15 protein-coding genes, 1 pseudogene and 1 other annotated feature are annotated in these 12,024 nt (G+C 69.3%); of the genes and pseudogenes, 11 read left to right on the top strand and 5 right to left on the bottom strand.

Going from position 1 to position 12,024, the window contains the following annotated elements; translation table 11 throughout:
• Window positions 1-9 precede the first annotated feature (9 nt).
• Window positions 10-1,530, bottom strand: coding sequence for an IMP dehydrogenase (gene guaB / locus FN821_RS03765; protein WP_131171385.1), 1,521 nt, complete (start codon window positions 1,528-1,530; stop codon window positions 10-12).
• 303 nt (window positions 1,531-1,833) lie between these two features.
• Between guaB and FN821_RS03760 the strand changes: the two genes are divergently transcribed.
• On the top strand, window positions 1,834-2,019 hold the full coding sequence (locus tag FN821_RS03760; protein WP_131171386.1) for a hypothetical protein: 186 nt from the start codon (window positions 1,834-1,836) through the stop codon (window positions 2,017-2,019).
• Between the two features lie 40 nt (window positions 2,020-2,059).
• Here FN821_RS03760 and mptB read toward each other — a convergent pair whose 3' ends face one another.
• Together mptB and FN821_RS03750 are read right to left on the bottom strand one after the other, a co-directional pair.
• The gene (mptB, locus tag FN821_RS03755; RefSeq protein ID WP_131171387.1) at window positions 2,060-3,445 is read right to left on the bottom strand and encodes a polyprenol phosphomannose-dependent alpha 1,6 mannosyltransferase MptB; all 1,386 of its coding nucleotides are present in this window, start codon (window positions 3,443-3,445) and stop codon (window positions 2,060-2,062) included.
• 101 nt (window positions 3,446-3,546) lie between these two features.
• Window positions 3,547-4,017 (bottom strand): annotated as a pseudogene (locus FN821_RS03750) (TCP-1/cpn60 chaperonin family protein); the annotation flags it as partial.
• A gap of 216 nt (window positions 4,018-4,233) precedes the next feature.
• On the opposite strand from FN821_RS03750, the gene FN821_RS03745 reads away from it, so the two are divergent.
• From FN821_RS03745 to FN821_RS03735, 3 genes are read left to right on the top strand one after another with little or no spacing between them, the layout of a single operon-like run.
• Window positions 4,234-5,046, top strand: coding sequence for an SGNH/GDSL hydrolase family protein (locus FN821_RS03745; protein WP_131171388.1), 813 nt, complete (start codon window positions 4,234-4,236; stop codon window positions 5,044-5,046).
• Window positions 5,043-5,588 carry an arsenate-mycothiol transferase ArsC gene (locus tag FN821_RS03740; RefSeq protein ID WP_131171389.1) on the top strand — a complete coding sequence of 182 codons (546 nt, stop codon included), beginning with the start codon at window positions 5,043-5,045 and terminating at the stop codon, window positions 5,586-5,588. Before FN821_RS03745 ends, FN821_RS03740 begins: the two co-directional genes overlap by 4 nt.
• Window positions 5,589-5,647: 59 nt before the next feature.
• Window positions 5,648-5,953 carry a hypothetical protein gene (locus FN821_RS03735; RefSeq protein WP_131171390.1) on the top strand — a complete coding sequence of 102 codons (306 nt, stop codon included), beginning with the start codon at window positions 5,648-5,650 and terminating at the stop codon, window positions 5,951-5,953.
• 12 nt (window positions 5,954-5,965) lie between these two features.
• Here FN821_RS03735 and FN821_RS03730 read toward each other — a convergent pair whose 3' ends face one another.
• Together FN821_RS03730 and FN821_RS03725 are read right to left on the bottom strand one after the other, a co-directional pair.
• Entirely contained in the window at window positions 5,966-6,379 is a 414-nt protein-coding gene (locus FN821_RS03730; RefSeq protein ID WP_131171391.1) for a hypothetical protein, read from the bottom strand.
• Between the two features lie 205 nt (window positions 6,380-6,584).
• A complete protein-coding gene (locus tag FN821_RS03725) occupies window positions 6,585-7,979 on the bottom strand; it encodes a tyrosine-protein kinase domain-containing protein (RefSeq protein WP_131171392.1) in 1,395 nt (464 codons plus the stop codon).
• A 149-nt stretch (window positions 7,980-8,128) separates the two neighbouring features.
• Between FN821_RS03725 and FN821_RS03720 the strand changes: the two genes are divergently transcribed.
• The 7 genes from FN821_RS03720 to FN821_RS03690 all read left to right on the top strand — a co-directional run.
• Window positions 8,129-8,932 (top strand): ATP-binding protein, encoded by an 804-nt coding sequence (locus FN821_RS03720; protein WP_131171393.1) that lies wholly within the window; start codon window positions 8,129-8,131, stop codon window positions 8,930-8,932.
• Complete coding sequence (locus FN821_RS03715; protein WP_131171394.1) at window positions 8,929-9,201, top strand: PqqD family peptide modification chaperone; 273 nt, start codon at window positions 8,929-8,931, stop codon at window positions 9,199-9,201. The genes FN821_RS03720 and FN821_RS03715 overlap by 4 nt, the downstream gene beginning before the upstream one ends.
• A gap of 105 nt (window positions 9,202-9,306) precedes the next feature.
• Window positions 9,307-10,107, top strand: coding sequence for a nucleotidyltransferase family protein (locus FN821_RS03710; RefSeq protein WP_165489240.1), 801 nt, complete (start codon window positions 9,307-9,309; stop codon window positions 10,105-10,107).
• Between the two features lie 58 nt (window positions 10,108-10,165).
• Entirely contained in the window at window positions 10,166-10,486 is a 321-nt protein-coding gene (locus FN821_RS03705; protein WP_028705512.1) for a transposase, read from the top strand.
• Window positions 10,444-10,575 (top strand) — a sequence feature (AL1L pseudoknot). Its footprint overlaps the gene before it by 43 nt.
• Window positions 10,483-10,884, top strand: coding sequence for an IS3 family transposase (locus FN821_RS03700; protein WP_131171395.1), 402 nt, complete (start codon window positions 10,483-10,485; stop codon window positions 10,882-10,884). Its footprint overlaps the feature before it by 93 nt. The genes FN821_RS03705 and FN821_RS03700 overlap by 4 nt, the downstream gene beginning before the upstream one ends.
• Window positions 10,885-10,901: 17 nt before the next feature.
• On the top strand, window positions 10,902-11,264 hold the full coding sequence (locus tag FN821_RS03695; protein ID WP_131173182.1) for a hypothetical protein: 363 nt from the start codon (window positions 10,902-10,904) through the stop codon (window positions 11,262-11,264).
• Window positions 11,255-12,024: DDE-type integrase/transposase/recombinase (locus tag FN821_RS03690; protein ID WP_185956574.1), on the top strand; the 770-nt coding region annotated here is incomplete at its 3' end. The genes FN821_RS03695 and FN821_RS03690, both read left to right, overlap by 10 nt.

The raw sequence follows: 12,024 nt of genomic DNA, 5'->3' as shown, positions 1-12,024 counted from the left end.
CTGCGTTCCTTAGTGGCGCGAGTAGTTCGGCGCCTCGACGGTCATCTGGATGTCGTGCGGGTGCGATTCTCTCAGCCCCGCGGCGGTGATGCGAACGAACCTGCCGTTCGCCTGCAGTTCGGGGATCGTCCGGGCACCCGAGTAGAACATCGACTGCCGCAGCCCGCCGATCAGCTGGTAGGCAACGGCCGCCAGCGGCCCGCGGTAGGCGACCTGGCCCTCGATGCCCTCGGGGATGAACTGATCGTCGGTCGTCGCGGACGCCTGGAAGTACCGGTCGGACGCGAACGAGCCCTGCTTGCCGCGCGCCTTCATGGCCCCCAGCGAGCCCATGCCGCGATAGCTCTTGAACTGCTTGCCGTTGATGAACACCAGATCGCCGGGAGACTCGTCGCAGCCGGCCAGCAGCGAGCCGAGCATCACCGTGTTCGCCCCCGCCACGATCGCCTTGGCGATGTCGCCCGAGTACTGCAGTCCCCCGTCGCCGATGACCGGCACCCCGGCGGGCTTGCACGCCCGGGCGGCCTCGTAGATGGCCGTCACCTGCGGGACGCCGACGCCCGCGACCACGCGCGTGGTGCAGATCGAGCCGGGACCGATCCCGACCTTGACGCCGTCCGCGCCAGCCTCGACCAGCGCCTTCGCGCCCGCGTAACTGCCGACGTTCCCACCGATGATGTCGACGTGCGCCGCCGCGGGCTCGGCCTTGAGCCGACGAATCAGGTCCATCTCCGAACGCGAGTGGCCGTGCGCGGTGTCGGTGACGAGCACGTCAACGCCGGCCTCCACCAGCAGCATGGCCCGCTCCCAGGCCTCGCCGAAAGTGCCCACCGCGGCCCCGACGCGGAGGCGTCCGACGTCGTCTTTCGTCGCCAGCGGGTACTTGTCGGACTTCACGTAGTCCTTGAGCGTGATCATCCCGGTCAGCCGACCGGCGGCGTCCACCAGGGGCAGCTTCTCGATCTTGTGCCTGGCCAGGATCTTCAACGCGTCCGCTGATGAAATCCCGGCCGGACCCGTCACCAGCGGCATCGGCGTCATGGCCGTGCCGACCCGCTCGTTCAGATCCTCGGCGAAACGCATGTCGCGGTTGGTGATGATGCCGACCAAGACGCCCGAGGCGTCCACCACCGGCAGCCCAGAGATGCGGTACTGGCCGCAGATCTCGTCGACCTCGCCGAGGGTCGCGTCGACCGTCGTCGTGATCGGCTCGTCGATCATGCCGGCCTCGGACCGCTTGACCTGGTCCACCATCCGCGCCTGTTCGGACGCCGTCATGTTGCGATGGATGATCCCGAGACCGCCCTCGCGCGCCATGGCGATCGCCATCCGGACCTCGGTGACGGTGTCCATCGCCGACGACAGCAGCGGCGTCCGGAGTTTGATCCGCTTGGACACCAGCGTCGACGTGTCGACCTCGGACGGCACCACGTCGCTCTCGATCGGCTGCAGCAGCACGTCGTCGAACGTCAGTCCGAGGGGCGCGAAAGGTTCGGGAACACCGGCTGCGGTCAGGGCGTCGAGGTCCATGGGCACCTTCTTCTCGGGAGCCTCGATCCTATCCGGACGCCGACGCGCGCCTCGGCGCTGGTCCGGTCTCGGGTAGGTCGGAAGGGCGTAGGCACCGCGACGCGGGGGGACGGAGGCAGGGTCGGCCAGGTTCAGATGTGGGACGCGAACAACCCGTGCCTCAGTGGTGGTCGTGACCGCCGCACACCCCGACCGGCACCAAAGGATGAATTCTCCAGCTACTGCCTCCGTCGAAAGTACTGACTTGTGGGCCGCGTGGTAACAGCGGCTCCTGGCGGCGGCCCCGCGTCCTACGGTTGATCCATGCGCCAGTTCGAGCCCTCCGGAGTCACCTACGTGTGCAACCTGCCCCACCGCCAGCTGACGTTGTTCGCCTGTTCCACCATGTCGGCGATGCGTGACCACCTCTGGCTGTCGCACGAGATCCGCCGGCATGACTCCGGCGGTGACGAGCTCACTCGGCGGCATCAGCCGCGCCTGGCGAGCTGACGTTCTGGGCGCTATCGCCCCGCGCCGATCCGGTGGACGGCTAGATCCGGACCTTGTACCAGACGCTCGATTGGATCGAGTTCCACACCACGAAGGCGATCACGAAGGCCGTCAGCCAGGCCCGCTGCCGCGGCGTGAGCTTGTCGAGCCCGAGCACGGCGAGGCTCCAGGGGACGTACCACGGGTGGAGCGCCTGCCCCAGCACCGCGACGGCCAGGGAGCCCCAGCCCACCGCGTGGATCGGACGATCGCTCCAGCGCACGACGATCCACACGAGCACCAGCAGCAGCACGACGTTCGACACCACGCTGACGACGACCTTGAAGGCCGTCGGGTCCACGCCGAGGTTCGTCAGCAGGATCCCTCCGTACTGCGCCACCATCCCGAACGGTGCGATGGTGCCCGCCACCCCCATCAGCGAGAGCCACTTCGTCCAGCCCAGCCCCAGTCCGGACGCCGCAGAGATGGCCGCGAACACCGCGAGCGCGATCGCGGTCACGGCCGCGGTGCGGCGTCCGAGCAGGTGCAGCCGACGGCCGATAGTGGCCCGCCGCAGCTCGCGCAGAATCGGGACGCCGGCGACGGCCAGGACCGTCAGCCCGGACTGCTGTTTGAGGCTCATCGCGATGCCGACCAGGACCGGCGCGACGACCCACCGGGCCCAGGCGGCGGGAAACTCCACCGCGACCCAGATGGCCGCGAGCGCCACACCGGCCATCAGCGCGTCGTTGTGGGCACCCCCCACGAAGTGGAAGAGCAAGAGCGGATTCAGCAGTCCCCACCACAGGCCGACATCCGGGCTCTTGCCTCGTGAGCGGGCGATGCGGGTGATCGACAGCCCCAGCAGCGCGACCCCCAGCAGCGCGGGGAGGCGCATGGCGACGACCGACCAGTACGGATGCGCGCCAGCCAGGGCGACGACGGCCGCGTCCACGAGCAGCGTGAGCGGCGGGTAGGCCACCCCGTGGCCCAGCCACAGGGGGTCAACGGCGGCGGCGAAGGGGCCGCCGGCACCGCCGAGGCCGGCCGTGTACGGGCTGACGCCGTGCAGGACGGCGTAGCCCGCGTCGGCGTACAGCGTCGCGTCCCCGCTGAGAATCGGGGGCGCCAGCAGCATCGGCAGACTCCAGACCGCAACGACGAATCCCGGACGCCGCACGCCCGGTCGTCCGTCCCAGGGCCGGATGGCCCACCACAGCGCGACCAGCACGGCCATCCCGACGATGATGGCGGCGACGTGGACGCCCCACGGCGCGAGGCGTCCGAGGGCCTTGATCCCTGCGGCGGGCCAACCGGCGGGGTCGAACGAGAAGTAGTCGTCGGTGGTGCCCCAGGCGACCAGCGCGGTGGCGACGAACCCCAGAGCCGACGCGGGGACGGTTCCGCGAACCGCCTCGATCGGGTGTGACGTCGTCGTGGTGGGCATAGCTCGGCATCCTAGCGGGGCAGTCTGCGGCGCCCACGGCGTCCGGCGGTCAATGACGAAGGCGCCGGTCGGGAGACCCGACCGGCGCCTTGCTGAGCAACTCAGTGCTTGTGCTCGTCCTCGTCGGCCGGCTTCTCGACCACCAGGGTCTCGGTGGTGAGCAGCAGTGCGGCGATGGACGCGGCGTTCGCCAGCGCCGAGCGCGTGACCTTGACCGGGTCGATGACGCCGGCCTGGACCAGGTCCTCGTAGACACCGGTGGCGGCGTTGTAACCCTGGCCCACCGGCAGCTCCTTGACCTTGGACACGATCACGTAGCCCGGCTCGCCGCCGTTCTCCGCGATCCAGCGCAGCGGCTCGGCCACAGCCTTCGCCACGATCTGGACGCCCGCCTTCTCGTCACCCGTCTTGCCGAGGTGATCGGCCAGCACGGACGCCGCGTGGACGAGAGCCGAGCCGCCACCGGCGACGATGCCCTCCTCGATCGCGGCGCGCGTCGCGGAGACGGCGTCCTCGATGCGGTGCTTCTTCTCCTTGAGCTCGACCTCGGTGGCAGCGCCGACCAGCGGAACCGTGGCGGTGGGAGACATCGCGGGCCCTGTGGACCTCGCGGCCATTTCCCAAGCCGGGCTTGAGGGACTCGGCCGGCTCCCCTTCTGCGGCGCAACGCGACGGACCTCAGGGGCCACTCGGGCGACCAGACCGCGGGATCGCCCGACCAAGCCGAGACCTCGGGTAGGGTGACCCGTGTGGCACGAGCGCGACTGACAAGGGGCTAGTGGCCGCTGGTGGGTCTCGCGGCTCTGGCAGTGGTCACCGCGAACTTGGTGATGCTGGCGGCCCTCAAGACGTGGGCGCCACCTGACGAGGCACTCCCGGGACCGGTACGGGGGGCCAGCACAGCGCCGGCCGCCACCCCGTCCAAGCTCGCACCCGCAACCGCAGACGCGTCCCGCCAAGACCTGAACGGCGTCGCCGACATCATCAAGTCTCCCCGCGGAGGGTCGATCCTCGTGGTCGGCGACGGCTCTGGCGACGAAATGGACGAATGGGTGTCGGTGTGGGCGCGCGACCACCTCGCCGGGCAGGCCACGGTCTCCTACAACGCCTGGAACTGGACCTCGGGCAGGTACGCCGACCCCGTCACGTTCGGATCGGCGTCCCGCAGCCTCAGGGTCTGGAACGCGAGCGTCAGGACGCCCGACATGGCGCGTGAACCCGATCGCGTCGTCCGGGCCTGGCAGGAGGCCGACGTCGTGCTCCTCAGCTACGGTCACCGCCGCTCCGCCACGGAGATCCCCGCGCAGCTCGACGCCGTCCTTGAAGCGGTCCGCGCGAAGAGCCAAACGGCTTCTGTCGTCGTGCTGATCCAGAACCCGGAGCGCGCGCGCACCGAAGCCATCCAGCAGGAGACGACTCAGGCGATCAAGAAGTGGGCAGACGCCAAGGGCTTCCCCACCGTCGACATCTACAGCGCGTTCACGGGCGACCCCAGCCCCCGAGACGGGCTGGTGGAGGTCGACGGCAGCCCGACCCCACAGGGCTCCCGGCTGTGGGCGGAAACAGTGGCCGACGCCCTGGCTGCACCGCCCGCCCGATGACTGACCCGCTTCGCGTGCTGTTCGTGTGCACGGCGAACATCTGTCGGTCGGCGTACGCGACGGTCCGGTCGGAACAGCTGCTCGGTGCGGACGCCCCGGTTCGGGTCTCCAGCGCCGGCACGCACGGCTGGGTCGACCAGCCCATGGACCCGCCCATGGCAGCGGAGGTGCGCTCCCGGCACGGAGACCCCTCCCGGTTCAGGTCGCGGCGGCTCACCCCGGAAATCATCCGCGAGGTGCAACTGATCCTCACTGCGGAATCCCTGCACCGCGATTTCATCCTCGACGAATGGCCCGGGGCGTTCCGGCACACCTTCACATTGCAGCAGTTCGCCGACCTGGCCGCCGCCGCACCGGGCCTGGACCCCCGTGGTCTCCTCGCCGAGGCTCACCGGATTCGCAGGCCGACTCACGCGTCAGGCGACGTGCCCGACCCGTACGGACGGGGAGCCGAGGCGGCCGCCCAGTGCGCCACGCACCTCGATCGTCTCCTGGCAGGAATCCTGCCCCGGTTGGCCGGCTCGGGAGGTCAGCCCGCGTGAGTTCCCACGAGCAAGCCCAGCCGTCGCATTCCTACCGCGTGCCGGACAACGTCGCTTGGGTGGATGGCCCAGACTTCGGCGTGGCCGAGGAGCTGTACCTGACAGTCGTCCCCGAGGGCCGGACCGTGCTCCTCAAGGGCACTGCACGCTTGATCTGGCTGGTCGCCATCGAGGGCGGCGACGTGGCCAGCGAGGTCGCCAGACTGGTCGGGCGCCCGTCCGCTGACATCGCAGAAGCCGTCGGGACGTTCTTGCAGGACCTGTCCGGCGCTGGGCTCCTGGCCAACCCAACTGAGGCGCCCAGCCCGCAGTTGCCGTGTCGGCACTCAGGGTGGGAATTGTCTGGCGAGCGAAAAACTCCCTAGCTTGGACCAATGTCAGTAACTGAAGTAAGTCGTCTTCGAACCCACCACACCCGACACCAAGTAAGTGACGCTGTAAGTCTTCTTCGGATTGCTCGGGTTCGTCGGGGTGTGGACAGTGATGACGGCGCTGTTGTTGGAAATAGTTACGGCACTCGGCATTTGACCTGACACCTTGAAGCCGTCGCCGAACGCGGTGATCTGCACCGTATCGTTCGGCTTGGCGTCGGTGAACGTAAACGTGAACGTGACAGTCTTCCCATTGTTGCCCGAAGTAGTAACCCCGACGCTCACCACGCTGCTGGCAGCCATCGCCGGCGTAGCCCCGACACCCATCACCACGGGCACGGCCCATGCGGTGCCGACGAGCACCTGGCGCCGGCTCGGACGGCCCACGGAATTTTCAGTCAGGTCGGTCAGGTCAGACATCTTGGTCTCCTCGTTCTAGAGCAACCTCAAGGGAATCAGTGGGCGCGTGCGCCCGTGAGAGTGGCGGCAGGAAATGCGTCGCTCAGGAGCCTAGCGCGTGCGAGCGTTCGGCGCCTGTCGGCCGGCCCGCGAGACGGGCCGGGGCCTTCAAGGGTTCTTCGACGGCCCGCTGTGCGCGACTGCTATCGCGGAAGGCACCCCGACCCTAGGGCCCGTGCTGGGCTTCGCGCCGCGAGTAGTACTCGGTCACGTGACTGGAGTAGCCGTAGCCGTAGCGCGCCGAGCCCATGTCCTTCTTGGAGACGAGGTTCAGCACGGTCCCCAGCAGGACGCCCCCGACCTTGTCGAGGGTGTCACGGCAGAGCGAAGCCTGCTCCTTGAAGGTTCCCCCGGCCTTGATGACCAGCAGGGCACCGTCGCTGGCCACCGTCAGCAGCCCCGCGTCGGTCACGGCCAGCAGCGGCGGGGCGTCGATGATGACCAGGTGTGTGGCGGCGAGCTCGGCGATCAAGCCCTGCATCCGCTCCGAACCGACGAGCTCGCTCGGGTTCGGGGGAACACGCCCGGCCGCCAGCAGCCGCAAGTTCGGGTGGGGGCCGTCTATCAGGACGTCCGCCAGGGGCACGGTCCGGGCGAGCACCTGGGAGAGGCCCACTGTCCCGTCGACGTCGAACAGCCCAGCCAACGTCGGACGCCGCAGGTCGCCGTCGATCAGCACCGTCGGCTGCCCGGATTCGGCCAGCATCACCGCAAGGTGCGCCGCGATGGTGGACTTGCCCTCGTCAGGGTTGGCGGACGTCACCACGATGCTCCGCGGGGGTTGGTCGACGCTGACGAAGCGGATGTTGGTGCGCAGCAGGCGCATCGCCTCGGCCGCGGGCCCCATGTTGCCGGAGAGGACGACACCTCCGGCGAGCTCCGGGGCGTCGGGGATGATGCCGAGCGTACCGACACCTGTGTGCTCCTCGGCCTCGACGGAGGTCCGGACGCGCCGGTCGGCAACACGACGCACGAGCGCGATCACGAAGCCGGCCATGAGACCCAGCAGGGGCCCGATGGCGAAGTTACGCGACAACGTCGGCGAGGTCCGGACGGCCGGGGTCGCAGCCTGCTGCACCGGCACGACCTTGATCACGGTCGACGGGTTGGCCGCACCTGCGGGATTGATCGTCTCGAGCGCTTCGACCTCGGCGGCAGTGGCGCGGATGGCGGCGTCCGCGAGCCGGCTCGCCGCGTCGGCGGAGGATGATGTGGCGGTGATCTGGAGGAGCACCGACTCCTTGGCAACGGTGCCCTCGAGGCTGGACGCGATACCCTCCGTCGACCCCAGCCCGAGATCCTCGGTGATGCGGGTTGCCACCTGCTGACTGGTCACCAACGGAAGGTAGGTCTGCGCCTTAGCCTTCGCCAGCGCGCTGCCAGCGAGGGCGTCGCCTGTGGTGCCCGTCGTGCCAGCCACCACATAGGCGGACGCGGTGGCCGAGTAGAGCGTGGGCTGCACCAGCGTGTAGACGGCTGCGAGGGCCAACCCCACGAGGGTCGAGGCCAGGAGCACCACCCAGTTGCGCCTGACCAGTCGCCAGTAATCGAGGAGTTCCACGTCGCCCTTCCGTTCGCGGCAAACCCCAGTGTCGCGGGGTGAACACTAGTCAGGTTACCGGAACGGGCGAGAGCCTCCCAATAGGAGTTGCCTCCCTGTTGGCCCGAGCCAATTCGGGCGGGACGGCCCGAATTGGTAACGTCGCCCCCATGCTCCACGCCCTGCACCTCGCGGCGCTCGACGCGTCGGTCGAGGTGCGGTTCGTTGGGCCAGCAACCCAGCTCCTTCTCGGCGCTGCCGAGCGCGCTTGGTCGCGGTGCCTAGCCGAGGGCCCCCGCGCGCCCGCCCGCGTTGCGGAGCCGCTCGAGGTCTTCGTTCCGGCCCCCGGTCCAGCTTCCGTGGGAGCGCCCGGCAATCCCGGGCTCGGACAGGCGATGGCCCTCCAACGACTCACCCAGGACGTGACACGTCGCCTGATCGCGGCGCAGGTCGGTCGACTGCTGATGCTGCACGCGGGGGCGGTCAGCCACCCGGTCACGGGCGAGAGCCTCGTGTTCGTGGCTCCCGGCGGCACCGGGAAGACCACCTTGGCTCGCACCCTGGGCCGCCGGTACGGCTACCTCACCGACGAGACAGTCGGCATCGACGACTCCGGGCGCGTCCACCAGTACCCCAAGCCGCTGTCGCTACGCGTGCCCGGAGGCGGACAGAAAGAGGAGGCGTCCCCCGACGACCTCGGCCTGGCCCGGGCCCACCCCGAGCCGACCGTCCGCCGGGTGATCCTGCTGGATCGCCCACCCGGGCACGCCGGCGCACCGGACATCGTCGACCTCAGCACCCTGGACGCCGTCGAGCAGATCTTGCCGGAGACTTCGTCGCTGAGCCGGCTCCCCCAACCTCTGCGCAGGCTGGCTGACCTGGCCGACCGGTGGGGGCCCGTGCTGCGGTGCTCGTACGCCGAGGCCGACGACCTGGTGCCGCTGGCCGCCGACCTGATCGGGGACGTCGCGTGACCGCCTCGTACTTGCGCGCCGACGCGCTCGACCAGCTGGTGCTCGGCGGCGAATGCATCCTGCTCTACGAGGATCGCTACGTCCGGCTTGGCCCGCTCGGGACCCACCTGGTGACGCACACCACGACGCCGCGCACGCTCGACGAGTTGGCGGACGCCCTCGTCGCCACCTTCGGCGCGCCTGCCGAGGGCAGCGCAGTGGACGCCACCCGCGCGGCGGTGGCCACCCTCATCGCCCAAGGGGTCCTGCGGGAGGTCGACCATGGCTGAGTTGCCGCCGATCCCGCTGACCTCCGCACCCGCCTCGCCCACGCCACACTGCAGGCCATCGCGGACTCCTGCGGCGCCGACATCCTGCACATCAAGGGGGCGGCCGTGGACGCCTCGCTCCTTCCCACCAGACCGGAGGCCCCCGCCGACGCCAGCGCGGAGGAGCGTGCACTCCCCCGACTCAGCGCGGACGCCGACATCCTTGTCCGCCCGGAGCACCTCAAGCGGTTTCAGGCTGCGTTGAGGCGGCACGGCTGGCAACGCAAGACGCGCCTGTACAGCGGCGGCGCCGTGGAGCACTCGGAGGATTGGTCGCACCCCGAACTCGGCGGTGCCGACGTCCACATCCGTTTCCCCGGCATCCGAGTCACCCCCGAACGTGCCTTCGCAGCCCTCTGGAGCGAACGGCAGTCGAGGGACATCGCGGGCCGCCCGTGCCCAGCCCCAAGCGTGGACGCGCAGCGGTTGCTGCTTCTCCTGCACGCCGCACGGAACGGGGGGCCCGCGTCGGCCGACGTGGGCCCCCCGTGGACTAACGCCACAACGGCCATCCAAGGCCGGGTGCGCATGTTGGCGGTAGCGTTCGGCGCCGATGTGGCCTTGGCCGGCGCCACCGGACGCCTTGATGAGTTTGCCCATCGTCCCGAGTACGACCTCTGGCGACTGCTCGGCCAACCGGACGCCGACGTCTTCGACTTGTGGGTGGCCTTCGTGAAGGCCGCGCCGACGGCCTTGGACCGCGTCCGGGCGATCCTGTATTCAATCCATCCCAAGTCCGACCGGGTCGACCATCAAGTGGGTCATCCGGCCAACGCCGCCGAGGTTCTGCGCGCGCAAGCCAGCCGGCTGGGGCGGGGAGCGCTCGGGGTCATCCGTCTGGCAAGGCGGGGAGCGACTGCCCGGTGATGAGCCTGCATCGCCCCGGGTCTGATGGAGGCTCTCATCACACGGAAGGATGGGAGTCATGGCAGCACCGAGGAAGTATTCGGAAGAATTGAAGGAGCGCGCCACTCGGATGGCGGTGGAGGCGCGGAGGGATCCAGCCAGCCGGGCCGGGGCGATCAGCCGGATCGGCAAGCAGTTGGGGATTCATCCGGAGGCGTTGCGGAACTGGGTCCGCCAGGCGGAGGTCGATACCGGCGTGCGGGAGGGTGTCAGCAGCGACGACAAGGCGAAGATCGTCGCCTTGGAGCGTGAGGTGCGTGAGCTGCGGCGGGCGAACACGATCCTGCGGCAAGCGAGCGCGTATTTCGCGCAGGCGGAGCTCGACCGCCCACAGCGGTGATCGTCGCGTTCATCGACGACCACAAGCACGAGCACGGGGTCGAGCCGATCTGCAGGGTCCTGACCACTCACGGGATCCCGATCGCCCCGAGCACCTACTACGCGTTCCGGTCGAGGCCGGCGAGCCGGCGCGCGTTGACCGATGCCGGTCTGGTCCGGTTGATCTCTGAGGTTCACCAGGCGAACTACGGCGTGTACGGCGTGCGGAAGGTCTGGCACGAACTGCGTCGGCAGGGGCACACCGATGTCGCCCGGTGCACCGTGGAACGGCTGATGCGGATCAACGGGCTCCGCGGTGTCAGCAAGGCCAAGGCGCCTCGTACGACGCTCCTGTCTTGCGTCAGGGATCGTGTCGCATTTCGGGGTTTGAATCAGACCACACTGTGGGGGTCTGGCTGACCCGAGAGTGAGTGTCGATGTCCTCGACGAACAAGGATGCCGGGGCGAGCCCGGCGAGCCCTACGCGGCGCGCGAAGAAGTTGTTGGCGCCGTCGGTGAAGTACGAGATCTTCCTCCAGCTCGTGCGTGGCGAGACGACCATCAACGCCGCCGCGGAGGCGGCGGGGGTGGACCGTTCGACGATCATGAAGCTCCGCCAGGTCGCCAAGGAGGGCGCGATGGCGGCCTTGTCGGCGTCGAAACCCGGGGTGGGCAAGACCCCCCGGGATGTCGAGTTGGAGGCCGCGAACGCCGAGGTCGCCCGGCTGTCGGAGGCGGTGAAGGAGTTGGCGGTCAAGCTCACCTTGCTGGAGGGAAAAGGGGGCTCCGGATGGCGGTGACCGGGCCTGTTCCGGTGCGTGTCGACGCCGTCGGCAAGGCCGGCCTCCTCGGTCTGGTGGACCACGCGGTCGGCGAGGGCTGGAGCTTGCAGGCCGTGTGCGAGGTGCTCAAGATCAGCCGGCGGCGGGTCGAACGCTGGCAGGCCCGGCGCACGGACCTGGCCGACCGGAAGCCCGGCGGGGTCGCAGTCAACGGTCTCCTCGACGATGAGGTTCAGCAGATTCTGGCGGTGTTCAACGAGTGGGGCGAACGGGACCGCTCCCACCGGCGGCTGGCGCATCGGGGCTCGTATGTGGGCCGGTTCTGGGCATCACCGTCCACCGTGCGCAGGGTGTTGATCGAGTCTGACAAGCACTTTCGTCCGCTGCCGCGGCCGGTCCGTGGGGAACGCAAGCCGTTCCCGGACTGGGCGTCCTACAAGCCGAATTCCCTATGGATCTACGACACGACCCACTTCACCCGCTGCGGGGCGAAGGTGCTGATCATCGAGGACCTCGTGTCCCGCAAGTGGCTCACCCACCTGGTATCCAGCGAGGAGACCACCACCCAAGTGCAGGCCGCGTTCACCACGGCCCTGGAATCCGAGGGCCTGCTGAAGGAAGCCCTGGCTCGGACGGCGACCGGCCGGGTCGACCCCGACGCCGACGACGGCCTCACCCCGCTACTGCTGGCGGTATCGGACAACGGGTCGCAGATGATCGCCACCGGCACCCGCCGGTTCATGGCCCTGGTCGCGATCGCGCAACACTTCGGCCGGCC

Source organism: Propioniciclava tarda (assembly GCF_900182665.1).
GTDB lineage: Bacteria > Actinomycetota > Actinomycetes > Propionibacteriales > Propionibacteriaceae > Propioniciclava > Propioniciclava tarda.
This window is presented reverse-complemented; position numbering and strand designations above follow the sequence as displayed.

What these genes read in the sequence shown, in the direction of transcription:
- guaB (WP_131171385.1), bottom strand. Translation starts at nt 1,530, where the DNA reads ATGGACCTCGACGCCCTGACCGCAGCCGGTGTTCCCGAACCTTTCGCG.
- FN821_RS03760 (WP_131171386.1), top strand. Translation starts at nt 1,834, where the DNA reads ATGCGCCAGTTCGAGCCCTCCGGAGTCACCTACGTGTGCAACCTGCCC.
- mptB (WP_131171387.1), bottom strand. Translation starts at nt 3,445, where the DNA reads ATGCCCACCACGACGACGTCACACCCGATCGAGGCGGTTCGCGGAACC.
- FN821_RS03740 (WP_131171389.1), top strand. Translation starts at nt 5,043, where the DNA reads ATGACTGACCCGCTTCGCGTGCTGTTCGTGTGCACGGCGAACATCTGT.
- FN821_RS03730 (WP_131171391.1), bottom strand. Translation starts at nt 6,379, where the DNA reads ATGTCTGACCTGACCGACCTGACTGAAAATTCCGTGGGCCGTCCGAGC.
- FN821_RS03720 (WP_131171393.1), top strand. Translation starts at nt 8,129, where the DNA reads ATGCTCCACGCCCTGCACCTCGCGGCGCTCGACGCGTCGGTCGAGGTG.
- FN821_RS03705 (WP_028705512.1), top strand. Translation starts at nt 10,166, where the DNA reads ATGGCAGCACCGAGGAAGTATTCGGAAGAATTGAAGGAGCGCGCCACT.
- FN821_RS03695 (WP_131173182.1), top strand. Translation starts at nt 10,902, where the DNA reads ATGTCCTCGACGAACAAGGATGCCGGGGCGAGCCCGGCGAGCCCTACG.